Origin of the sequence: Leifsonia sp. 563, assembly GCF_040545055.1 — a bacterium.
Lineage (GTDB): Bacteria > Actinomycetota > Actinomycetes > Actinomycetales > Microbacteriaceae > Leifsonia.
Genome location: NZ_JBEPLE010000006.1, coordinates 186,366 through 207,936, shown reverse-complemented (window position 1 = coordinate 207,936; position 21,571 = coordinate 186,366). Strand labels below are relative to the sequence as shown.

The window sequence follows — 21,571 nt, the reverse complement described above, 5'->3', positions numbered from 1 at the left end:
GTAGTCTCGCCGCCGCGTCGCAGTTCTCCACAGCACGCCTGACGAGGACGTTCTCCACCGTTCCGAGAATCCCGGGCCGCCCGGGATCCTCCCGGACGAGGCTGGAGGCATGAACACGATCTCCGCTCCCCTGCTCGACGCCGACATCCTGCCTGTGGTCGAGCTGCTCTCCCTCTGTCTCGACGGTCACCTGTTCCGTGTCGGCGACGCGTTCGCTCCGGCCGACGCGGTCGACGGGCCGGCGCTACGGTCGCAGGCGTTCGCGCGCACCGCGCCCGGCTGGGCCGTCGCCGACCGTGGGTCGGCGGCCTGGATCCACGGCACGCGCGCCATGGCGCCCCCGGTCCCACAGGTCTGCGTCCCGCCCCATCGCCGGGGAGGCGCGCTCTTCCCCGCTGTCGACACCTCACATCGCGTGCTCGGTGACGGCGAGACCGTCGTCTACGACGGTGTGCGGGTCACGAGCCCCCTGCGCACAGCGGTCGATCTGCTCTGCTCCGGCACGCGCTTCGGCGAGACGGAGGCGCTCGAAGTCCGGCACCTCCTGCTGCTTGCCGGAGTCTCACCGTCTGAACTCGACGACCGGCTGCGGAGCAGTCGGCAGAAGGGATGCGGCCTCGCGCGGCAACGGCTGCCCGCCGTGGCACGCGCACGGCTGCCGCTCGCGATCGAGCCGGCGGTAGGGTCGGCGGTCGTCGGCGGTCAGCCGCCGCTGACGCGGTAGACGTCGTAGACGGCGTCGATGCGTCGCACCGCGTTGAGAACGCGGTCGAGGTGGGTGGTGTCTCCCATCTCGAAGACGAAGCGGCTGAGGGCCAGCCGATCGCTGGAGGTGGTCACCGTGGCCGAGAGGATGTTGACGTGATGTTCGGACAGCACGCGGGTGACGTCGCTGAGGAGGCCGGAGCGGTCGAGGGCTTCGACCTGGATCTGCACCAGGAAGACGCTCTTGGAACTCGGCGCCCACTCGACGTCGATCATCCGCTCGGGCTCCTGAAGCAGCGACTGCACGTTGTGGCAGTTCGCCTGGTGCACCGAGACGCCCTGGCCGCGGGTGATGAACCCGACGATCGGGTCGCCCGGGACGGGAGTGCAGCACTTCGCCAACTTCACGAGGATGTCGGGGGCGCCACGAACGAGGACGCCGGAGTCGCTGTTGCGCAGCTGACGGCGGCCCTTGACCGGGATCTCGAGCTCGCCGTCCGACTCGACCTCGGTCTGCAGCGAGGCGACGATCTTCTCGATGACCGACTGCGTGGAGACGTGCCCCTCACCGACGGCCGCGTACAGGGCGGACACGTCCGGATACTTGAGAGAGAAGGCGACCTCGACCAGGGCGTCCTGCGTCATCAGCTTCTGGAGCGGCAGGTTCTGCTTGCGCATCGCGCGCGCGATCGCATCCTTGCCCTGCTCGATCGCCTCGTCGCGGCGCTCCTTGGTGAACCACTGGCGGATCTTGTTGCGCGCTCGCGGGCTCTTGACGAAGTTGAGCCAGTCCTGGCTCGGGCCGGAGTCCGGGTTCTTCGAGGTGAAGATCTCGACGACGTCGCCCGTGTTGAGGCTGCTCTCCAGCGGGACGAGGCGTCCGTTCACCTTCGCGCCCATCGTCCTGTGGCCCACTTCGGTGTGCACGGCATACGCGAAGTCGACCGGGGTCGCGCCGGCGGGCAGGCCGATCACGCGTCCCTTCGGCGTGAAGACGTAGACCTCCTTCGCGCCGATCTCGAAGCGGAGCGAGTCGAGGAACTCGCTCGGGTCGGCGGTCTCCGCCTGCCAGTCCGAGATGTGGGCGAGCCAGGCCAGGTCGGTGTCCACCTTCGCGGGGCCGCCGGAGCTCTTACCGGTGGTCTGCTCCTTGTACTTCCAGTGCGCAGCCACACCGAACTCGGCACGCTGGTGCATCTCCTCGGTGCGGATCTGGATCTCGACCGGGCGGCCCTGCGGACCGATCACGGTCGTGTGGAGCGACTGGTACAGGTTGAACTTCGGCGTCGCGATGTAGTCCTTGAAGCGGCCGGGCATCGGGGTCCAACGCGCGTGGATCTGCCCGAGCACCGCGTAACAGTCGCGCACCGTGTTCACCAGAACGCGGATGCCGACCAGGTCGTAGATGTCGTCGAACTCGCGGCCGCGGACCACCATCTTCTGGTAGATCGAGTAGTACTGCTTCGGCCGGCCGACGACCTTGCCGCGGATCTTGGCGGACTTCAAGTCGTCGTTGATCGCGTCGATGACCTGCTGCACCAGGCGCTCGCGCTCCGGCGTGCGCTGCTTCACGAGGCTCTCGATCTCGGCGTAGAGCTTCGGGTACAGCACCGCGAACGACAGGTCCTCGAGCTCCCACTTGATCGCCTGGATGCCGAGACGGTGCGCGAGCGGTGCGTAGATCTCGAGAGTCTCGGTCGCCTTGCGCGTCGCCGATGCGGCGGGGACGAAGCCCCAGGTGCGCGCGTTGTGCAGGCGGTCCGCGAGCTTGATGATCAGCACCCGGATGTCCTTCGACATCGCGACGATCATCTTCCGGACCGTCTCGGCCTGCGCGCTGTCGCCGTACTTGACCTTGTCGAGCTTGGTGACGCCGTCGACCAGCATCGCGATCTCGTCGCCGAACTGGTCCCGCAACTCGTCGAGTGTGTACTCGGTATCCTCGACCGTGTCGTGCAGGAGCGCGGCGGCGATGGTCTTGGCGCCGATGCCCAGGTCGGCGATGATCTGCGCGACGGCGACGGGATGCGTGATGTACGGCTCGCCCGAACGACGCTTCTGGCCGCTGTGCGCCCGCTCCGCAACGGAGTAGGCGCGCTCGATCAGCGACAGGTCGGCCTTCGGGTGGTGCATCCGCACCGTGCGCATCAGTGTCTCGACAGCACCGCCGGACGGCTGCGCTCGGGAGAAGATGCGCGGCACGAGACGGCGCAGGGAAGCGCTCTGCGATGTCGTCGTGTCAACCATTCGCGCGCCTCCTGTCGTCCATTATGACCGCTCCGGAACACCGTTCTGTCACGGTGCGGGATCTCGGCCCTAGACGATCGCTCCTGGCGTACCGTCGTCGCGCAGAACGGGACCGCCCTCGGCGTGCCAGGCGCTCATCCCGCCCGCGACGTTGGCGACGGGATAGTTCGCCTCGATGAGCGCATCGGTGACCCTCCGCGACCGGGCGCCGCTCCGGCAGATGACCAGCAGCTGCTGGTCCTCCGGAAGCTCATGCTGCCGCTCCCCCAACTCACCGAGCGGGATGTGGTGCGCACCGGGCGCGTGCCCGGCCTCCCACTCGAAGGGCTCGCGTACGTCGAGCAGCCACGCGTCACCCGCGTCGGTCAGCTCGCGCGCACGTGCAACGGTGATCTCGTCCTCGGGGAGGAAAGGCGTCTGCGGGGCGGCGTCGGTCATCCGGCCAGGCTACTCCGCGGCCGCAGCGACTGCGTCGGCCTTGACCTCGGCCTTCGGACGGATGGACAGCACCTTCTGGTCGTGCTTCCGGATCGCCGGCTCCTTCTCACGGAACTGCGAGTACATCGGCGCGGCCAGGAAGATCGTCGAGTACGTGCCGACGATGATGCCGATCAGCAGGGCGAGGGAGATGTCGCGCAGCGTCGCCGCACCGAGCGCGTAGGCACCGATGAACAGGATGGACGCGACAGGCAGCACCGCCACGACGGCCGTGTTGATCGACCGCACCAGGGTCTGGTTGACCGCCAGGTTGACCGACTCGGCGAACGTGCGCCGGGTCAGCTCCATCTCCTCCTTGGTGTTCTCGCGGATCTTGTCGAACACCACGACGGTGTCGTACAGCGAGTAGCCGAGGATGGTCAGGAAGCCGATCATCGTCGCCGGCGACACCTCGAACCCGACGAGCGCATAGACGCCCGCCGTGATGATGAGGTCGTGGAACAGCGAGATGATCGCGGCGGCAGACATCTTCCAGGTGCGGAAGTAGAGCGCCATGGCGATGAAGGCCAGCAGCAGGAACACCACGAGGCCCTGGATGGACTGCTGCGTCACATCCGCACCCCACGACGGCCCGATGAAGGTCGCCGAGACTTCCGAGGCGTCGACGTCGTACGCCTTCGCCAGCGCGTCCGACACATCGCGCGTCTGCGTCTCCGACAGCTGGTCGGTCTGCACGCGCACGGCGTTGTCGCCGACCACGCTGACGTGCGAGACGGCGCTCGGCACGACACTGCTGACAGCGTCCTGCGCCTTGCTGGTGTCGGTGCTCGACACGTCGCTCACCTGGAACTGCGAACCGCCGCGGAACTCGATCGAGAAGTTGAACCCGCCGCGGACGATCGGCACGAGGATCGAGAGCACGACCATGACGGCCGCGATCGAGTACCAGATCTTGCGGCGGCCGACGAAGTCGATCGAGCGCGCGCCGGTGTAGAGGTCGTTACCGAATTGCACGAGACGGCTGGCCATCAGGAGTCCTTCCCCTCGGTCGATCGATCCGAGGACGTCGAGGCGCCGGCGAGCTCTGCCGCCTTGCGCTCGGCGATCGTCTGGCGGCGAGCCGCCTCCTTGCCCGCTCGCGCGGCCGTTCCCGCCTTGACGGCTGCCGTCGGCGCCCGGAACTGCGCGGCCCCGCGATACACGGCGCCGAGCGCCTGCGGGTCGAGGCCGGACAGCGGGTGACCGGAGCTGAAGAAGCGCGTCCGCGCGAGCAGCTGCAGCGTCGGGTGCGTGAAGAGCAGCACGACGATGACGTCGATGATGGTCGTGAGTCCGAGCGTGAAGGCGAACCCGCGCACGTTCGCCGCCGCGAGCACGTACAGCACGACGGCCGCGAGGAGGTTGGTGGCCTTCGACGCGTAGATCGTCCGGCGGGCGCGTCCCCAGCCGGCCTCCACGGCGGATTCGAGACCCCTCCCATCGCGCAACTCGTCTCGGATGCGTTCGAAGTACACGATGAAGGAGTCGGCCGTGAAGCCGATCGCGACGATCAGACCCGCCACACCCGCGAGGGAGAGCCGGTAGTCGTAGTGCCACGAGAGCAGCGAGATCGTCAGCCAGGTCAGCACGCCTGCCACGACCAGCGAGAAGATCGTGACGAGACCGAGCAGTCGGTACTGGAAGAACGTGTAGATGGCGACCAGGATGAGGCCGATCAGACCCGCGATCAGACCGGCGAGCAGCTGCGCGGTACCGAGGGTCGCCGAGATGGTGTCCTGGCTCTGCACCTTGAAGCTGAACGGCAGCGCGCCGAACTTCAGCTGATCGGCGAGGGCCTTCGCGGTCGTCTCGGTGAAGTTACCGGTGATCTGCGGCTTGCCGTCCGTGATCGCCGCCTGCGTCGTCGGCGCGGAGATCACCTTGCCGTCGAGCACGATCGCGAACTGGTTCTGCGATCCCTGGAGGCCGACGAGGCGCGTCGTGACGTCGGAGAAGGCCTTGGTGCCCGCTCCGTTGAAGATGATGTTGACGGCCCACTGGCCGGTCGTCACGCCCTGCGAGCTCTGCACGAGCCCGGCGTTCGCGTCGCTGATGTCCTGACCCTTGACCTCGACCGGGCCCAGAAGGTACTTGACCGTGTTCTGGTCGTCACACGTGATCAACGGCTGGTCCGTCGGCGCGGAGCTCGTCGTCTTGTTCGCGTTCGCCTTGCAGTCGTAGGCGTTGAAGTCGGCCTGGAGCTTCGGCGTCACCCAGGCGAGGTCGCTCCCGTTCGTCGGCTTCGTCGACGGTGTCGCCTGCAGGTCGGGAGCCGGTGACGGCGCCGGGGTGGACTTTCCGTCGGCGCCGACGACCTCGTTGGTCGGGCCGCCGGCGATGAGCACCGGACGGAAGTCGAGACGTGCGCTGGACTTCACGCGGTCGAGCGTCGCCTGGTCCGGCTTGCCGGGCAGCGAGACGACGATGTTCTTCGAGCCCTCGGTGGAGATCTGCGCCTCGGACACGCCGGACGCGTCGATGCGCTGGCGGATGATCGACACCGCCTGGTCCAGCTGCTGCTGCTGCACCGACTGGCCGTTCTCGACCTGCGGGGCGAGGATGATCTGCGTTCCCCCCTCGAGGTCGAGGGCGAGCTTCGGCAGCCAGGTGGCATTGCTGAACAGGACGCCTGCCGTGAGGGTGCCGAGGAGCACCACCACGATGACGCCGAGCCACGTCAGCGAACGCCAGGCTTTCTTGACCGGGGTCGACTTTGCCACCAGGAACTCAGCTTTCTACGAGCGCTCCGGCCCCGCGTGGGGGCCGGAGCACAGGGGATGTGTCAGTCGTCGCTCTTCGAGCCGGGCTTCTTGGGCGAGTCGTCGAGACGCTCGCCGTACTCCGGCGTCGTGGAGTCCGACGCGTCGTGGGTGATCGCGTGGTCTTCGTTGAGTTCGACACCGGGGGCCTCGGCGTCGTCGCTCGTGGCCTCCGCGTTCGTGGGCTCGACGACGCGGGCGAGCACCTGGCGGTGCACCTTGACGACGTGGCCGGGGCTCGTCTCGATGGTGGCGGTGTTGTCGTCCTCGTTGACGGACAGGAGCGTGCCGTAGAGACCGAAGTTGGTCATGACCTCGGCGCCGGGCACCATCTTCGAACGCGTCTCCTCCTGCTCCCGGCGCCGCTTGCGGCTGTTCCGGAACATGAAGAACACGAGGGCCGCCAGGATGACGACCATCAGGATGGTCAACGGGTCAAAGACCATGAAGCTGCCGAACCTTTCGATGGGGGCAAGGGGGTTGGCCGAACGGCCAGCTTGGATTATATGTCATCGACGAGCGTCGGAGGCTGGGAGGAATCCCGCCGCGGGCTCGGAATTCCGAGATGACGCCATGCCGCAGCGGTCGCCATGCGGCCGCGAGGCGTTCGGGAGAGCAATCCGATGCGCACGAGGAAGGGCTCGACGACGGACTCGATCGTCTCCGCCTCCTCCCCGACGGAGACCGCGAGGGTGTTCAGTCCCACCGGTCCGCCGTCGAATCGTTCGAGGATGATCTGCAGCACTGCGCGGTCGAGGCGGTCGAGGCCGAGCGGGTCGACATCGTAAAGCTCGAGCGCCGCGCGCACGGCATTCACATCGGCCCGGCCGCCGTGGACGAGCGCGTAGTCGCGCACCCGGCGCAGCAGCCGGTTGGCGATGCGCGGCGTGCCGCGGCAGCGCCCGGCGATCTCGGCCAGCGCCTCCCGGTCGACCTCGAAGTCGAGCATCGTCGCCGCCCGCGTGAGCACCTGGGTCAGCTCGGCCTCGTCGTAGAACTCGAGGTGTGCGGTGAACCCGAAACGGTCACGCAGCGGGTTGGGCAGCAGCCCCGAGCGGGTCGTCGCGCCGACCAGCGTGAACGGGGCCAGATCGAGCGGGATGGACGTGGCGCCCGCGCCTTTTCCGACCATGATGTCGATGCGGAAGTCCTCCATCGCGAGGTACAGCATCTCTTCCGCCGACCGCGCCATGCGGTGGATCTCGTCGATGAAGAGTACCTCTCCCGGCGTGAGCGACGACAGCAGCGCCGCGAGGTCGCCGGCGTGCTGGATGGCCGGACCGCTCGAGAGGCGCAGCGGGCGCTCGCTCTCGTGCGCGACGATCATCGCGAGCGTCGTCTTTCCGAGCCCCGGGGGGCCGGCGAGCAGGATGTGATCGGCCGTCCGCTCCTGCATCCGCGCCGCGGTGAGCAGCAACTGGAGCTGGCCGCGCACCTTCGCCTGCCCGACGAACTCGGACAGCGTGCGCGGCCGCAGGGCTCCCTCGAAGGCGAGCTCGGTCTCCGACTCGAGCTCCGGGGTGGTCAGATCGTCGCTCATCGCGCCGGTCCGAGCCGCGAAAGGGTGAGGCGCAGGAGGGACTGGACGCTGTCGCGCTCCTTCTCCTCGGTCTCGGCCGTGACCTCGGCGACCGCCTCGGCGGCGACGCGCTCCGGCCAGCCGAGCCCGACGAGGGCGACGAGCACGCTGTCGCCGACCGACGACGGGGCTCGGGATGTCTTCACCGCGGGCGCCGGACGGCGGACGGCGGTGAGCTTGCCGGCGAGGGAGACGACGATCAGCTTCGCGGTCTTTGGCCCGATCCCGGACACCTTGCGGAAGGGGGCGTCGTCGTCGGCTGCCACCGCGGTGGCGATGTCGTCCGGCGACAGCACGGACAGCACGCCGATGGCCGACTTGGGACCGACGCCCGACACGCCGTTGAGAAGCTCGAACACCTCCAGCTGCTCCCGGTCGGCGAACCCGAACAGCTGCAGGGCGTCCTCCCGGACGATGAGCGAGGTGTACAGGAAGGTCTCTTCACCCACGCGCAGAGACAGCACGTGGTCGGGCGTCAGCTGCAGGGCGAAGCCGACGCCGCCCACCTCGACGACGGCGGTGCCGCCGCTCGCCGAGAGCACGGTACCGCGGAGGGAGGAGATCACCGTGCAAGCCTACGGGGCACCGCCGACGTGCGGCTGGAGCGCTCCGCGGCGCGCCACGCCTGCTGCGCGGGGGTGAGCGCGGTGTCCGTCGCTCCCCCGGCGTCGGCCGCCACCGGGCCGCCGCGCCAGGCGTGGCAGATGGCGATCGCGAGGGCGTCCGCCGCATCCGCCGGCTTCGGCGCCTCCGCGAGCCCGAGGATGCGCGCGACCATCGCCTGGACCTGCCTCTTGTCCGCAGAGCCGTAGCCTGTGATCGCCGCCTTCACCTCGCTCGGCGTGTGCAGGGCGACCGGGAGGCCGCGCTTCGCCGCCGAGTGCAGGGCGACCCCGCTGACCTGCGCGGTGCCCATCACGGTGCGGAGGTTGTGCTGCGCGAACACGCGCTCGATGGCGACGACCGCGGGCAGATGCTGGTCGAGCAGGCGCTCGATGCCGTTCCCGACCGCAAGGAGCCGCTCCTCCAGGGCCATGCCCGGCGGAGTGCGGATGACCGTCACATCCACCAGCGTGGCGCGACGGTCCGCCTGCACGTCGACGATCCCGACACCGCAGCGCGTCAGACCCGGGTCGATGCCGAGCACCCGGATCGTCACGGCCGCGACCTACTCGTCGTCTTCGTCGAGCTGCGCCTGCACCTCAGGGCTGATGTCGAGGTTCGTGTACACGTTCTGCACGTCGTCGGAGTCCTCGAGGGCGTCGATGAGACGGAACACCTTGCGGGCCACCTCGGCGTCGGCCTCGACGTTGACGGTGGCCACGAACTCCGCGTCGGCCGAGTCGTAGTCGATACCGGCCTCCTGCAGCGCGGTGCGCGCCGCGACCAGGTCGGAAGCCTCGGTCAGCACCTCGAAGCTCTCGCCCCGGTCGGTGACCTCCTCCGCACCGGCGTCGAGCACGGCGGTGAGGACCGTGTCCTCATCCACACCATCGGCGTGCGGCACGACGATGACGCCCTTGCGGTGGAAGTTGTAGGCGACGCTGCCCGGGTCGGCCATGGTGCCGCCGTTGCGGGTCATCGCGGTCCGGACCTCGGCTGCGGCCCGGTTCTTGTTCTCGGTGAGGCACTCGATCAGCAGTGCGACGCCACCGGGGCCGTAGCCCTCGTACATGATCGTCGTGTAGTCGATCGACTCGCCGGTGAGGCCGGCGCCGCGCTTGATGGCGCGGTCGATGTTGTCGTTGGGGACCGAGGTCTTCTTCGCCTTCTGCACCGCGTCGACGAGCGTGGGGTTACCCGACAGGTCGGCACCGCCGGTCTTCGCCGCAACCTCGATGTTCTTGATCAGCTTCGCGAAGGACTTCGCGCGGCGGGCGTCGATCACCGCCTTCTTGTGCTTGGTCGTTGCCCACTTGGAATGCCCGGACACTGGTGCTCCCTCGTCTCACGTCTGAAGATCCTGACCATTGTAGGACGACTGCCCGCCCCGCTTCCGCACCGACCCTCGCGGCGGGGTCAGGCCGCGCGCAGAGCCGCCCGGCGCACCTTCCCGAGGAAGTACTCGTGGAAGCGGGTGTCGCCGGTGATCTCGGGGTGGAACGACGTGCCGAGCAGGTTGCCCTGCTCGACGGCGACGACACGGCCGTCCGCGACCGTTGCCAGGGGTGTCGCCCGCTCGCCGACACTCTCGACGATGGGTGCACGGATGAACACCGCGTGCATCGGCTCCTCGCCGACCGCCGGGATGTCGAGGTCGGTCTCGAACGAGTCCACCTGCGAGCCGAACGCGTTGCGCCGCACCGACACATCCAGGCCGCCCAGGCTCTGCTGGCCGGCGATACCGTCGAGGATGCGGTCGGCGAGCATGATCAGCCCGGCGCACGTCCCGTACACGGGCAGACCGTCGGCGATGGCCTGGCGCAACGGCTCCGCGACGCCGAATGCGCGCGAGAGCTTGTCCATCACGCTGGACTCGCCGCCCGGGATCACCAGGCCGTCGATCTCCTCCAGCTCGGACGCACGGCGTACGGGGACGGCGTCGGCGCCCAGGCCCCGCAGGACCGCGATGTGCTCGCGGAAATCCCCCTGCAGGGCGAGGACGCCGACCCGCGTCGTCGTTCCGGTCACGCTTACCAGCCGCGCTCGGCCAGACGGTGCGGAGCGGGGAGGTCGCCGACGTTGATGCCGACCATGGCCTCGCCGAGGCCGCGGGAGACCTCCGCGATCACCTTCGGGTCGTCGTAGAACGTGGTCGCCTTGACGATCGCCGCCGCGCGCTGCTCGGGGTTGCCGGACTTGAAGATGCCCGAGCCGACGAACACGCCGTCCGCTCCCAGCTGCATCATCATCGCCGCGTCGGCCGGGGTGGCCACGCCGCCCGCGGTGAACAGCACGACCGGCAGCTTGCCCGTCTCGGCGATCTCCGCCACCAGCTCGTACGGGGCCTGGAGCTCCTTGGCCGCCACGTACAGCTCGTCCTTGGTCATCGACTTGAGGGCGTTGATCTCCGAGGTGATCTTGCGGATGTGCTTCGTCGCCTCGGAGACATCGCCGGTGCCGGCCTCGCCCTTCGAGCGGATCATCGCCGCGCCCTCGTTGATGCGGCGGAGCGCCTCGCCCAGGTTCGTCGCACCGCACACGAACGGCACGGTGAAGCGCCACTTGTCGATGTGGTTGACGTAGTCCGCGGGCGAGAGCACCTCGGACTCGTCGATGTAGTCGACGTCGAGCGCCTCGAGCACCTGTGCCTCGACGAAGTGGCCGATGCGGGCCTTCGCCATGACGGGGATGGACACCTCGGCGATGATGGCCTCGATCAGGTCCGGGTCGCTCATCCTGGCCACGCCGCCCTGGGCGCGGATGTCGGCGGGGACACGCTCGAGCGCCATGACGGCGACAGCGCCGGCGTCCTCGGCGATGCGGGCCTGCTCGGGGGTGACGACGTCCATGATGACGCCGCCCTTCAGCATCTCGGCGAGGCCGCGCTTGACCCGGCTCGAACCGGTCGCGCTGCCCTGTACGTTGTCTGTCATCATCGCCCTCTCGTGCGGAACAAAGAATGTTTTGGCCTATGCCGAACGATAGCATCCCGGTCGCGGCTGGATAGACTCGACCGCGGGACCACCGGGCGGGGAGCGTAATGGACGGAAACGGCATCACCGGCGCCACGGCGTCGGAGATCGCGGCGAGCGTGCGAGCGCTGCACGAACGCGGTGCGCTGCGCCGCGGCGACGCCCTGCCGCCGGTGCGCGAGCTGGCGGCGCAGCTGCAGGTCAACCGCAACACCGCCGTCGCCGCCTACCGCTTGCTCGCGCAGGCGGGCGTCGTCACGGCGCGCGGCCGGGCGGGCACCGTCATCGCCGGGGTCGAGGCGGTCGCGCAGGAGGGCTACGCGCAGGACAGCGTCCTCCGCGACATCGGGACGGGCAACCCGGACCCGCGCCGCATCCCGCAGCCGTCCGCAGCGCTCGCCGGCGCCATCGGACGACCCGTCCTGTACGGGGAGCCCGTCATCGACCCGGCCCTCGAGGAGCGCGCGCTCGCCTGGGTGCGCGACGACCTGCCCGACCAGACGGTGCGCATCACCGTGACCAACGGCGCCGTGGATGCGGTCGAGCGTCTGCTCGCGCAGGCTCTGCTCCGTGACGACGCCGTGGCGCTGGAGGATCCGTGCTTCCTGGCGAGCATCCACACCGTCCGGCTCGGCGGGTATCGGGCCGTCCCGGTGCCGGTGGATGCGGAGGGCATGACCGTGGACGGCCTGCGTGCCGCTCTCGCCGCGGGCGTCCGCGCCGTCATCTGCACGCCGCGGGCCCAGAATCCCACCGGCGCGACCCTCTCCCCCGCACGCGCCGCCGAACTGCGCGCGATCCTCGCCGACCATCCCTACGTGCTCGTCATCGACGACGACCACTTCTCCATGCTCTCGCAGCGCCGCTACGAGACGCTGATCGGGCCGGGGCACCGGCGCTTCGCACTCATCCGTTCGGTGTCGAAGTTCCTCGGCCCGGACATGTGCCTCGCCGTCGCCGCCACCGACCCGGAGACGGCCGAGCGCCTCGCCTTCCGGCTGAGCCCGGGCACGACCTGGGTCAGCCACATCCTGCAACGACTCGTGCTCGCCCAGCTGACCGACGAGACCGCACTCGCCGAGATCGCCGACGCAGGCCGGCATTACGCCGAGCGGAACCGCGACTTCGCGGCGGAGCTGACCGCGCGGGGACTCCCCGCCGAGCCGGCCGACGGCCTCAACCTGTGGGTCGAGCTTCCCGTGCAGGCGCGGACGGTGGCGGAGCGCCTCATGCGGCGCGGCTGGCTGGCGCGGACGGGCGACGAGTTCCAGCTGGCCGAACATCCCGAACCGTCACATCACCTGCGCCTGACCGTGCACGACCTCACCGCCGAGGAGAGCGCGCGGCTGCTCGACGACCTGGTGGATGCGGCGCGCTGAGCCCCGGACCAGATGAGAGGATCGAGGGATGAAGATCCTCTCGATCCAGTCCGCGGTCGCCTACGGTCACGTCGGCAACTCCGCCGCCGTCTTCCCGCTGCAGCGCATCGGCGTCGAGGTCCTGCCCGTCTACACGGTGAACTTCTCCAACCACACCGGCTACGGCGCGTGGCGTGGACCGCTCATCTCCCCCGACGACGTCCGCGAGGTCATCACCGGCATCGAGGAGCGCGGCGTGCTCGGCCAGATCGACGCCGTGCTCTCCGGGTACCAGGGCAGCGAGGGCATCGGCGACGTCATCATCGACGCCGTCGCCCGCGTGAAGGCGGCCAACCCGGACGCCGTCTACGCGTGCGACCCGGTCATGGGCAACGCGAAGTCCGGCTGCTTCGTCGCCCCGGCCATCCCGGTGCTGCTGCGGGAGCGCGTCGTGCCGGTGGCCGACATCATCACGCCAAACCAGTTCGAGCTCGGGTTCCTGACCGAGACGTCGCCCGACACCCTCGAGTCGACGCTGGAGTCGGTGGATGCGGCGCGCGCGATGGGCCCTCGCACCGTCCTCGTGACGAGCGTCGAGCGTCCGGATGCGCCCGCCGACACGATCGAGATGCTCGCCGTCGACGACGCGGGCGCGTGGATCGTGCAGACCCCGCGCCTCCCGATGAAGGCCAACGGATCGGGCGACGTGACGGCGGCGCTGTTCACGGCGCACTACGTGCGCACCGGCGATGCCGAGCTGGCCCTGCGGAAGACCGTGTCGAGCGTGTTCGACCTGCTCACGCGCACCCTGGAGTCGGGCGAGCGCGAGCTGCAGCTGGTCGAGTCGCAGGACTCCTACGCCAACCCGCGCGAGCAGTTCGCGGTCACGCGCGTGCGCTGACCCGCCTCCCCCACTGTCAGCTCCTGAGTTTTTCGGGCAAATCGCCGCCAAGACAGAGAAAAACTCAGGAGCTGTTGGCTAGGGACGCGGCCAGGCGTCTGCGATGGCCGCGCGGACCTCTCCGAGCAACTGGGGCAGCGCCTTCGTCTTGGCGATGATGGGCAGGAAGTTCGCATCCTGAGCCCACCGCGGCACAACGTGCTGGTGCAGGTGCGCCGCGATTCCGGCTCCGGCGACCTCGCCCTGGTTCATGCCGATGTTGAAGCCGTCGTTCTTCGACACCTGACGGATGACGCGCATCGCCGTCTGGGTGAGGCTGCCGATCTCGGCGACCTCCTCCGGCGTCGCCTCGTCGTACGTGGCGATGTGGCGATACGGGCACACGAGCAGGTGGCCGCTGTTGTAGGGGAACAGGTTCAGCAGCGCGTACGCGTGTGTTCCGCGCGCGACGATCAGCGCATCCTCGTCGCTCATGCTCGGGGCGACGCAGAACGGGCAGTCGTCTTTGCCCGGCTGCTGGCCGTGCTGAATGTACACCATCCGGTGCGGCGTCCAGAGCCGCTGGAACTCGTCCGGAACGCCGACGAGGTACGACGGGTCGTCGACGCGGATGCGCTCCGCATTGACGCTGTCCCGGATCGCCCCGTCGGCTGCGCCGTCTCCGTTCGGGTCGTCGGACGTCCCGTACGAGTCGAGGTTCAGTCGTGCCATGCCGTGTCGACCAGCTCGTGCGAGCGGATGCTCTCGACGATCCGCTCGATCGCCTCGTCGACGGTCACGCCGTTGCGCTGCGTGCCGTCGCGGAACCGGAAGCTGACCGTGCCCGCCGACGCATCCTCTTCTCCGACGATCAGCTGGAAGGGGACCTTCGCCTTGGTGTGGGTGCGGATCTTCTTCTGCATGCGGTCGTCGGAGTGGTCGACCTCGGCGCGGACGCCGCGGGCGCGGAGCCGCGAGATGACGTCGTCGAGGAACGGCGCGTACTGGTCGGCGACCGGGATGCCCACGACCTGGACCGGCGACAGCCAGACCGGGAACGCACCGGCGTAGTGCTCCAGCAGGATCGCGAAGAACCGTTCGATCGAGCCGAGCAGCGCCCGGTGGATCATGGCCGGCTGCTTGCGTGTGCCATCCGCCGCGTTGTACTCCAGCTCGAACAGCTCCGGCTGGTTGAAGTCCAGCTGGACGGTCGACAGCTGCCAGGTACGACCGATCGCGTCGCGCGCCTGCACCGAGATCTTCGGGCCGTAGAACGCCGCCCCGCCCGGGTCGTCCACGAGCTGCAGACCGGACTCGATCGCCACCTGGCGCAGCGTCTCGGTCGCGGTCTCCCAGCTCTCGTCGCTGCCGACGTACTTGTCCGGGTCCTTCGTGGAGAGCTCCAGGTAGAAGTCGGTGAGGCCGTAGCCGCGCAGGGTCTCCAGCACGAACTCGAGCTGGCGGGCGACCTCGTCCCGGATCTGGTCTTCCGTCACGTAGATGTGGGCGTCGTCCTGGGTGAGGCCGCGGACGCGCGTCAGACCGGCCAGGGTGCCCGACTTCTCGTACCGGTACACCGTCCCGAACTCGGCCAGCCGGAGCGGGAGCTCGCGGTAGCTGCGCCCGCGCGCACGGAAGATCAGGTTGTGCATGGGGCAGTTCATCGGCTTCAGGTAGTAGTCCTGGCCCTGCCGGGTGACGTTGCCCTCCGCGTCGCGCTCCTCGTCGAGGTGCATCGGCGGGAACATCCCCTCCTTGTACCAGTTGAGGTGCTGGCTGGTCTCGAAGAGGTGCGCCTTGGTGATGTGCGGCGTGTTGACGAGCTCATAGCCGTTGGCGATGAGCCGGTCGCGCATGTAGTCCTCGATCTCCTTGCGGATGATCCCGCCCTTCGGGTGGAACACCGCCAGGCCCGAGCCGATCTCGTCGGGGAAGCTGAACAGGTCCATCTCGGCGCCGAGCTTGCGGTGGTCGCGCTTGGCGGCCTCCTCCATGCGGGTCTGGTAGGCGCGCAGCTCCTCCTTGCTCGCCCAGGCGGTGCCGTAGATGCGCTGCAGCTGCTTGTTCTTCTCGTTGCCGCGCCAGTAGGCGGCGGCGACACGCGTCAGCGCCCAGCCGTTGCCGATCATGCGGGTGTTCGGGAGGTGCGGGCCGCGGCAGAGGTCCTTCCAGACCGTCTCCCCCGTCTTCGGGTCGACGTTGTCGTAGATGGTCAGCTCGCCGGAGCCGACCTCGACCGACTCGCTCTCGTCGAAGGCGGCGGTGTCGCCGTGCTGGACTCCGCCCTTGAGGCCGATGAGCTCCAGCTTGTACGGCTCGTCGGCGAGCTCCGCGCGCGCCTCCTCGTCGGTGACGACACGGCGGACGAACCGCTGGCCCGCACGCTGGATGCGCGACATCTCCTTCTCGAGAGCCTTCAGATCCTCCGGGGTGAACGCCTCCAGCACGTCGAAGTCGTAGTAGAAGCCGTCCGTGATGGGCGGCCCGATGCCCAACTTCGCCTCGGGGTTCACGGCCTGCACGGCCTGCGCGAGGACGTGCGCCGTCGAGTGGCGCAGGATGCTGAGGCCGTCGGGCGAGTCGATGGTGACCGGCTCGACCTCGTCGGTCGTCGTGACGGTGGTCGCGAGGTCCTTCAGCTCACCGTTGACGCGCATCGCGACAACGGAACGGTCGGTGAAGAGCTCGAAGCCGTCGGCCACCTGTCCACTCCTTGTTCGTGGGTCGATTTGGGAACCCTCCAACTCTAGCCGGACCGGGGATACCGCTCGGAGCGCGGGTGCACTGCGTAGGCTGCAGCCATGCCGATGTCCGAGTACGTTCAGTCGATCCGTGACCGCGTCGGTAACGACTTCCTGCTCCTGCCGGGAGTCAGCGCGGTGATCCGAGATGGCGACCGGTTCCTCCTGGCGCGACATGCGCACTCCGGCCTCTGGAGCCTGGTCGGCGGGGGTATCGAGCCCGGTGAAGAGCCGGCCGAAGCACTCAGACGCGAAGTGCTCGAGGAGACCGGTGCTCGCGTGCAGGTCGCCGGCATCATCGGTGCGTACGGCGGCGAGCCGCTGATGGTCGAATACCCGAACGGCGACCGCGTGGGCTACGTCACCGTTGCGTACGACTGCGAGCTGCTCAGCCCGGCCGCCCCGGACATGGACGAGCTGCTCGAACTCGGCTGGTTCGAGCGCGACGCGATCGCCGCGCTTCCCCGCCGCACGTGGATCGACAGGGTGATCGCCGACACGGGAGCCCTGTCATGACCGAGAGCGATCGCGAGGCGTCCGACGGCCACCGTGTCCTCACGTGCGTCCTCGACCAGTGAGATCGCCTCGTCTCCCGGACTCTCACGCTGGATGCGTACCCCTGGTGCGCGGCAATCGGTCCCGTCACACTTGAAAGGAGTGGACGAGGGAGGTTCCGAATGACGGTGACCGCTCAGCATGCGATCAAGCCGCTGACCCTGGAGACCTTCCCGGCCTGGCTGGCGCTCGCGCAGAAGCACAACGGCGTCTGGGGCGGGTGCTACTGCTCGTACTTCCACGGCGACACGGAGGACACCGTCAAACGCGAGTACGACGGTCCGACCTTCAAGCAGCGGCTCGTGGCGGAGGGCGTGGCCCACGCCGCGCTCGTCTTCGACCGTGACGATGCGATCGCCTGGTGCGAATACGGCAGTCCCGCCGAACTGCCGAACATCTACCACCGCAAGCAATACGACGCCGGCGAGACCCGTCCTGCGCCGTGGCGCATCACGTGCTTCTTCGTCGACCGCGACCACCGTCGCGAGGGGGTGGCCCGGGAGGCACTGGATGGGGCGCTCGAGCTGATCGGGCAGGCCGGTGGTGGCGAGGTGGTCTCGTTCCCCAACGAGCTCGCCCCCGGGAAGCGGACGTCGTCGTCGTTCCTCCACAACGGCACGAGGGCGATGTTCGAGAAGGCCGGATTCACCTTCGAGCGGCACATCGGCAAGAGCAAGACGGTGATGCGCATCACGGTCCCGCCGTCGGCGGACTGACACAGGCACCTGCGACGAGGTCTCTCCGCTCTCCGTCGATCGTGCGCTCGTACACTCGGCACATGCGGACGCATGACGTGATCGTGATCGGTGCCGGGCTGGCGGGTCTGCGCTGCGCCGCCGAACTGGCGGCACGCGGTCGCGAGGTGGTCGTGCTCGAGGCAGCGGATCGGGTCGGCGGACGCCAACGGACCGACCACGTCGACGGCTTCACCCTCGACCACGGCTTCCATGTGCTGAACACCACCTATCCGGCGGTCCGCGCGGCGGTAGACGTCGACAGCCTCTCCGTCGCGGCGTTCCCGACAGCGGTCCGGGTGCGTCGCACGGACGGCTCGATGGCGGCTCTCGCGCATCCACTTCGGCACCCGGGTCTGATTCCGGCGACACTCGCCAGCGGTCTCGTCACACCACGTGACCTCGTCGGCCTCGCCCGGTGGCTCGGTCCCCTGGTCCTGCGGCCGCGCGCGACGGTCTCCCGCCCCGACCGCACCGTCGGCCGGGGCTGGGACGAGGCCGGTCTGACTGGGCCGCTCCGCACTCAGGTGTTGTCGCCGTTCTTCTCAGGTATTCTCGCTGACTCCTCTGAAATGACGTCGGACGCGTATGTCCGCCTGCTCGCACGATCGTTCCTTCCGGCTGCTGCGGGCCTCCCCCGCGAGGGCATCGCCGCGCTCCCGCACGCGCTCGCTTCGCGCGCTCGTGCGGCGGGGGCGGACATCCGGCTCGGCCGCACGGTGAGCCGGCTGCGGCGGCGCGACGGTCGATGGGATGTGGATGCGCTCGGGGAGGAAACCCTGATGGCGCGCGACGTCGTCGTTGCGGTGGCTGCGGACGCAGTCGAAGGACTCGTGGACGTGCCTGCGCCATCCACTCGGGGATTGCAGACGTGGTGGTTCGCGGCGGATGAAGCTCCGGTCTCCGGGTTGCTGACGATTGATGGGAGTCGCGAAGGCCCGATCGTCAATGCGCTGGCGATCTCCGCCACGATCTCGGAGGCAGCGCCGCCCGGCCACCACCTCGTGCAGGCGACCTGCCTGTTGACTCCTGGCAGCGCGGCGAGCGAGGTCGACGTGCGTGTCCAGCTCGCGCGGCTGTATAGGTCAGCCTCCTCATCGTGGCGGCTCCTGCGCCGTGATGACATCCCGCACGCGTTGCCTGCGCTGCCCCCGCCGATGCGGCGCTCGTCGCCCACTCGCATCGGCCCCGGCCTGCATCTCGCGGGCGACCACCGCGAGTCCCCGTCGATCCAGGGCGCGCTCCATTCGGGACTGCGGGCGGCGAGATCGGTGGTTCATGAACCACGGTGATGGCGCGGACGAGCGCTACGATCGCGCTGTGTCGTCCTCTCGGTCACCGGCGCGGTTCCGCCGGACAGGAGCGGTGATCGTCGCGGCGGTCCTGTCGTTCTGCTACTCATTCGTGCTGACGTTGTTGGCCGCCGCCCTTGTCGTGCAATGGGTCACCGGGCAGGGCACCATCGGGAATCTCACTAGCAACGCCGCAAATCGCGGCGTCGCCTTCCTCGTCGTCGTTTGCGTCGGCGGCGCCATCGCTCTCGCCGTGGGCGCGGGAAGGGCGTGGAGGGGCCGCCGCGGCCTCGCAGCGATCATCCCTCTCGCTGTGCTCGTGCTGTTCGGTCTCATCGGCGAATCGATCGATATCGCGTCCGGGAACCCGCTGCTCGACAACCTGATCGGTGCCGCGATCATCGTGGCGGCAGCCGTACCGCTGGTGCTGCTTCTCCTGCCGAGGCGACTGCACGTGGACTCGAAGGAGCCGAGCACTGCCGTCGGCACTCTTCCGGGATGATCACCAGGATCTAGTCGGAACCCCACACCGGACGGGCCTCAGAGGCCCGCGCGAGAAGTGGTGCGGTATCCAGCACGACGTGCGACTCCGGGATGTCGAACGCCGGCCACTGGACGACCACCTCGAGGGGGCCCTCCGGAGGAAGCGGCCACAGCCACATCCCGTCATCGAACCGGTAGATGTCTTCACCACCCCCGCCATTCCCGCCGGAGGGGTTGAGGCTGTGCTTCTCGGGGGTGACGCCGTACATGCCCGGCGCAAGATCGGAGATCAGCTGCTGACCGTCACCCAGCACGACGCCGTAGCGAACGCGATCCGGGTCGTACCGGGCGAAGTGGTTGTGGATAGCCGACTGCATCTCCTGCCACTCCAAGCGGGTCGCACGTCCGCGGCGGATGCGACGGTCGATGATGAGCTCCACGCCGTTGCTGTAGACCCGAGCCATCGTCAGGATGAGGGCGACTTTGTCGTTTCTGGCGATCGTCTCACCGATCGGGAAGATCACAGCCAGCTCACCGTCGGACGGCTTCCACCATGGCGCGGCGACACTCTCGACGGTCTCGTTCTCGTCCTCAGGCGGGTCCAGCGGGAAGAAGCTCACGGTCGCCACCTGACCACAGAGCTGGCGCTGCTCGCAAGAGGTAGCTCTTGTTTCCCGGGCCGTCCTCGCTACGCTGACACTCATGATCCCGAGCACCCAGGGCAAGCCGCCAGGCAAGCGGCCGTGGTGGGTCCCTGCCGCCAGCCTGCGGAACTCGCGAAATATGGCTCTGTGGTACACAGCCATCTTCGCGCTCAATGGGTCGATCGTCATAGCATCTCCGCCGCCCAACCCCTGGTTCGTCGTCGTCTGCCTCTTGTGGGGCATGCTCGCCGCTTGGGCGTGGCTCGGTCTGCACTACTTCGCACGGAAGGGTGAGCAGGGCCGCCCTGCCGGACGTCGGTGAGGTGAAGGCGACGCGGGTTCGGCATGCAATAACCGTTGCTTTGAGTATCGTCGCCGTCACGCTCCTTGCGGGCTGCGCCCCACTGTTCCCTCTGTGTTCTATGCCCGACATTCGGCCGCCTCACATCACCGTCGACGCTGCCATCTGGCTGCGGATGCATCCTGGCGGCACGGTTCACGCCTGCTACGCCGGCGCGTGCGACGACGAGGACGGAGTGAGGCCGTCCTTCGAAATCGTGGTCCCTCGCACCGCGAATCTCAGCAAGCAGCACGACCTTGTGGTCACGTTGACCGATCGGACGGGGACGACGACTGAGACGGCGCGGATGGCGCTCGAGCTCATCCCGGGGCAGAAGGGTGCACCGTGTCCTATGCCGGACCAGTGGAGCCGCATGGTCCTCGTCGGGACGGACGGGAAGGTTCAGGTGGGCGGGGCCGACGACGGCCGCCTCATCGTCCCGACCCCGGCGGATCGGGAATGACAGCGTCCCAGCGACGCTGATTGTCGCTTCGCACTCACATGATTGCCTGTCCACCGCAACGTCAATCCACTCCAATTCGACCGAAGCAGTGCTCCAGTCGACGTCGCCTCGGCGCGCGCCGGTGAGTTCCGGGTACTCATCATCGACATGCTCCTGCAGGATCAAGCCCAACTGCTCGATCGCTGCGCCGAGGCATGCGTCGAGCAGTGCTTCTTCGGAAACATCGGTCACAAGGCGGACGGCTCCGAGCAGGCGCGTCAACTCACTATCGCGAGCGAGCCCCTCCGTGGGCGAGGCGTGCCGCGGCGTGACCGATTGGCGGTCAGCCGCTGGCCCGCTCAGAGGTAACAGTTGGTTCCGATCGCGAACTCCGCGAACAGCGTCCAACCACTCATCGCCCAGGCGATCAGTACGCCAGCCGCTGTCGCTGCGAGGAAGGCCCCGACGGCGAGCAGAACCCGGCGGGCGATCTCTCCGCGAGTCGTGAGAAGCAGCGCGATCAGAGCCCCCGCGCTCACGAGCACGAGAGGCGCGACGCCGAAGATCAGGAGGAACTGTAGATCGCTCGTCCCTGCCGCGCGCGCCTTGCACTCATCGTCGTACGTGTCGCCTAGCACCAGCGCGAACCAGCACCAAGCGACGATGATCGCTGCCGAGGAAAGAACGATCGCCGCCGGAGAGTAGGTGCGCTGCGTCGTGGAGGGGCTCGCTGAAGTCATCGACGCTCACTCTAGTTAGG

At 68.6% G+C, this 21,571-nt stretch carries 23 protein-coding genes; 8 read left to right on the top strand and 15 right to left on the bottom strand.

Features of this window, described 5'->3' with window-relative positions:
- The first annotated feature begins 109 nt into the window (after window positions 1–109).
- The gene (locus ABIC47_RS16485) at window positions 110–724 is read left to right on the top strand and encodes a type IV toxin-antitoxin system AbiEi family antitoxin (protein ID WP_018191230.1); all 615 of its coding nucleotides are present in this window, start codon (window positions 110–112) and stop codon (window positions 722–724) included.
- Here ABIC47_RS16485 and ABIC47_RS16480 read toward each other — a convergent pair.
- From ABIC47_RS16480 to pdxS, 11 genes are all read right to left on the bottom strand, one after another.
- Complete coding sequence (locus ABIC47_RS16480) at window positions 703–2,952, bottom strand: RelA/SpoT family protein (RefSeq protein WP_354482064.1); 2,250 nt, start codon at window positions 2,950–2,952, stop codon at window positions 703–705. The two genes, ABIC47_RS16485 and ABIC47_RS16480, sit on opposite strands and share 22 nt — an antisense overlap.
- A gap of 69 nt (window positions 2,953–3,021) precedes the next feature.
- Window positions 3,022–3,390, bottom strand: a complete 369-nt coding sequence (locus ABIC47_RS16475; protein WP_018191232.1) for a rhodanese-like domain-containing protein — start codon at window positions 3,388–3,390, stop codon at window positions 3,022–3,024.
- Between the two features lie 9 nt (window positions 3,391–3,399).
- Window positions 3,400–4,419 carry a protein translocase subunit SecF gene (secF, locus tag ABIC47_RS16470; RefSeq protein WP_354482061.1) on the bottom strand — a complete coding sequence of 340 codons (1,020 nt, stop codon included), beginning with the start codon at window positions 4,417–4,419 and terminating at the stop codon, window positions 3,400–3,402.
- Window positions 4,419–6,149, bottom strand: a complete 1,731-nt coding sequence (gene secD / locus ABIC47_RS16465) for a protein translocase subunit SecD (RefSeq protein ID WP_089876137.1) — start codon at window positions 6,147–6,149, stop codon at window positions 4,419–4,421. Before secD ends, secF begins: the two co-directional genes overlap by 1 nt.
- Before the next feature lie 62 nt (window positions 6,150–6,211).
- Window positions 6,212–6,634: a preprotein translocase subunit YajC gene (yajC, locus tag ABIC47_RS16460; protein ID WP_018191235.1), complete on the bottom strand. Its 423-nt coding sequence runs from the start codon at window positions 6,632–6,634 to the stop codon at window positions 6,212–6,214.
- Window positions 6,635–6,690: 56 nt separating this feature from the next.
- Window positions 6,691–7,728 (bottom strand): Holliday junction branch migration DNA helicase RuvB, encoded by a 1,038-nt coding sequence (gene ruvB, locus ABIC47_RS16455; protein WP_018191236.1) that lies wholly within the window; start codon window positions 7,726–7,728, stop codon window positions 6,691–6,693.
- A complete protein-coding gene (gene ruvA / locus ABIC47_RS16450) occupies window positions 7,725–8,333 on the bottom strand; it encodes a Holliday junction branch migration protein RuvA (RefSeq protein ID WP_354482058.1) in 609 nt (202 codons plus the stop codon). The genes ruvB and ruvA overlap by 4 nt, the downstream gene beginning before the upstream one ends.
- On the bottom strand, window positions 8,330–8,920 hold the full coding sequence (gene ruvC, locus ABIC47_RS16445; protein ID WP_354482147.1) for a crossover junction endodeoxyribonuclease RuvC: 591 nt from the start codon (window positions 8,918–8,920) through the stop codon (window positions 8,330–8,332). Before ruvC ends, ruvA begins: the two co-directional genes overlap by 4 nt.
- A gap of 15 nt (window positions 8,921–8,935) precedes the next feature.
- Entirely contained in the window at window positions 8,936–9,700 is a 765-nt protein-coding gene (locus ABIC47_RS16440; RefSeq protein ID WP_018191239.1) for a YebC/PmpR family DNA-binding transcriptional regulator, read from the bottom strand.
- Window positions 9,701–9,786: 86 nt separating this feature from the next.
- Window positions 9,787–10,398: a pyridoxal 5'-phosphate synthase glutaminase subunit PdxT gene (gene pdxT, locus ABIC47_RS16435; RefSeq protein WP_018191240.1), complete on the bottom strand. Its 612-nt coding sequence runs from the start codon at window positions 10,396–10,398 to the stop codon at window positions 9,787–9,789.
- A 2-nt stretch (window positions 10,399–10,400) separates the two neighbouring features.
- Window positions 10,401–11,306, bottom strand: a complete 906-nt coding sequence (gene pdxS / locus ABIC47_RS16430) for a pyridoxal 5'-phosphate synthase lyase subunit PdxS (protein ID WP_018191241.1) — start codon at window positions 11,304–11,306, stop codon at window positions 10,401–10,403.
- 104 nt (window positions 11,307–11,410) lie between these two features.
- Between pdxS and ABIC47_RS16425 the strand changes: the two genes are divergently transcribed.
- Both ABIC47_RS16425 and pdxY read left to right on the top strand, forming a co-directional pair.
- Window positions 11,411–12,721: an aminotransferase class I/II-fold pyridoxal phosphate-dependent enzyme gene (locus ABIC47_RS16425; RefSeq protein WP_354482053.1), complete on the top strand. Its 1,311-nt coding sequence runs from the start codon at window positions 11,411–11,413 to the stop codon at window positions 12,719–12,721.
- Between the two features lie 28 nt (window positions 12,722–12,749).
- Complete coding sequence (pdxY, locus tag ABIC47_RS16420; protein WP_354482050.1) at window positions 12,750–13,601, top strand: pyridoxal kinase PdxY; 852 nt, start codon at window positions 12,750–12,752, stop codon at window positions 13,599–13,601.
- A gap of 78 nt (window positions 13,602–13,679) precedes the next feature.
- Here the strand turns inward: pdxY and ABIC47_RS16415 are convergent, their stop codons facing one another.
- A complete protein-coding gene (locus ABIC47_RS16415) occupies window positions 13,680–14,312 on the bottom strand; it encodes an HIT family protein (RefSeq protein ID WP_089876145.1) in 633 nt (210 codons plus the stop codon).
- The gene (gene thrS, locus ABIC47_RS16410) at window positions 14,300–16,282 is read right to left on the bottom strand and encodes a threonine--tRNA ligase (RefSeq protein WP_354482047.1); all 1,983 of its coding nucleotides are present in this window, start codon (window positions 16,280–16,282) and stop codon (window positions 14,300–14,302) included. Before thrS ends, ABIC47_RS16415 begins: the two co-directional genes overlap by 13 nt.
- Window positions 16,283–16,381: 99 nt before the next feature.
- Between thrS and ABIC47_RS16405 the strand changes: the two genes are divergently transcribed.
- The 4 genes from ABIC47_RS16405 to ABIC47_RS16390 all read left to right on the top strand — a co-directional run bounded on the left by ABIC47_RS16405 (window position 16,382) and on the right by ABIC47_RS16390 (window position 19,404).
- Window positions 16,382–16,837: an NUDIX domain-containing protein gene (locus ABIC47_RS16405; protein ID WP_354482044.1), complete on the top strand. Its 456-nt coding sequence runs from the start codon at window positions 16,382–16,384 to the stop codon at window positions 16,835–16,837.
- Between the two features lie 161 nt (window positions 16,838–16,998).
- Entirely contained in the window at window positions 16,999–17,592 is a 594-nt protein-coding gene (locus tag ABIC47_RS16400; protein WP_354482041.1) for an N-acetyltransferase, read from the top strand.
- A 62-nt stretch (window positions 17,593–17,654) separates the two neighbouring features.
- Window positions 17,655–18,902 (top strand): FAD-dependent oxidoreductase, encoded by a 1,248-nt coding sequence (locus tag ABIC47_RS16395; RefSeq protein WP_354482039.1) that lies wholly within the window; start codon window positions 17,655–17,657, stop codon window positions 18,900–18,902.
- 28 nt (window positions 18,903–18,930) lie between these two features.
- Window positions 18,931–19,404 (top strand): hypothetical protein, encoded by a 474-nt coding sequence (locus ABIC47_RS16390; protein WP_354482036.1) that lies wholly within the window; start codon window positions 18,931–18,933, stop codon window positions 19,402–19,404.
- A gap of 10 nt (window positions 19,405–19,414) precedes the next feature.
- Here ABIC47_RS16390 and ABIC47_RS16385 read toward each other — a convergent pair whose 3' ends face one another.
- Entirely contained in the window at window positions 19,415–20,014 is a 600-nt protein-coding gene (locus ABIC47_RS16385; RefSeq protein ID WP_354482034.1) for a hypothetical protein, read from the bottom strand.
- A gap of 305 nt (window positions 20,015–20,319) precedes the next feature.
- On the opposite strand from ABIC47_RS16385, the gene ABIC47_RS16380 reads away from it, so the two are divergent.
- Window positions 20,320–20,832, top strand: coding sequence for a hypothetical protein (locus ABIC47_RS16380; RefSeq protein ID WP_354482031.1), 513 nt, complete (start codon window positions 20,320–20,322; stop codon window positions 20,830–20,832).
- Window positions 20,833–21,170: 338 nt separating this feature from the next.
- Here the strand turns inward: ABIC47_RS16380 and ABIC47_RS16375 are convergent, their stop codons facing one another.
- On the bottom strand, window positions 21,171–21,551 hold the full coding sequence (locus ABIC47_RS16375; RefSeq protein WP_354482028.1) for a hypothetical protein: 381 nt from the start codon (window positions 21,549–21,551) through the stop codon (window positions 21,171–21,173).
- Between the last annotated feature and the right edge of the window lie 20 nt (window positions 21,552–21,571).

What these genes read in the sequence shown, in the direction of transcription:
- pdxS (WP_018191241.1), bottom strand. Translation starts at nt 11,306, where the DNA reads ATGATGACAGACAACGTACAGGGCAGCGCGACCGGTTCGAGCCGGGTC.
- ABIC47_RS16375 (WP_354482028.1), bottom strand. Translation starts at nt 21,551, where the DNA reads ATGACTTCAGCGAGCCCCTCCACGACGCAGCGCACCTACTCTCCGGCG.
- ABIC47_RS16400 (WP_354482041.1), top strand. Translation starts at nt 16,999, where the DNA reads ATGACGGTGACCGCTCAGCATGCGATCAAGCCGCTGACCCTGGAGACC.
- ABIC47_RS16425 (WP_354482053.1), top strand. Translation starts at nt 11,411, where the DNA reads ATGGACGGAAACGGCATCACCGGCGCCACGGCGTCGGAGATCGCGGCG.
- pdxY (WP_354482050.1), top strand. Translation starts at nt 12,750, where the DNA reads ATGAAGATCCTCTCGATCCAGTCCGCGGTCGCCTACGGTCACGTCGGC.
- ABIC47_RS16475 (WP_018191232.1), bottom strand. Translation starts at nt 3,390, where the DNA reads ATGACCGACGCCGCCCCGCAGACGCCTTTCCTCCCCGAGGACGAGATC.
- yajC (WP_018191235.1), bottom strand. Translation starts at nt 6,634, where the DNA reads ATGGTCTTTGACCCGTTGACCATCCTGATGGTCGTCATCCTGGCGGCC.
- ABIC47_RS16485 (WP_018191230.1), top strand. Translation starts at nt 110, where the DNA reads ATGAACACGATCTCCGCTCCCCTGCTCGACGCCGACATCCTGCCTGTG.
- ABIC47_RS16395 (WP_354482039.1), top strand. Translation starts at nt 17,655, where the DNA reads ATGCGGACGCATGACGTGATCGTGATCGGTGCCGGGCTGGCGGGTCTG.
- secF (WP_354482061.1), bottom strand. Translation starts at nt 4,419, where the DNA reads ATGGCCAGCCGTCTCGTGCAATTCGGTAACGACCTCTACACCGGCGCG.
- ruvB (WP_018191236.1), bottom strand. Translation starts at nt 7,728, where the DNA reads ATGAGCGACGATCTGACCACCCCGGAGCTCGAGTCGGAGACCGAGCTC.
- ABIC47_RS16405 (WP_354482044.1), top strand. Translation starts at nt 16,382, where the DNA reads ATGCCGATGTCCGAGTACGTTCAGTCGATCCGTGACCGCGTCGGTAAC.
- ABIC47_RS16415 (WP_089876145.1), bottom strand. Translation starts at nt 14,312, where the DNA reads ATGGCACGACTGAACCTCGACTCGTACGGGACGTCCGACGACCCGAAC.
- ABIC47_RS16480 (WP_354482064.1), bottom strand. Translation starts at nt 2,952, where the DNA reads ATGGTTGACACGACGACATCGCAGAGCGCTTCCCTGCGCCGTCTCGTG.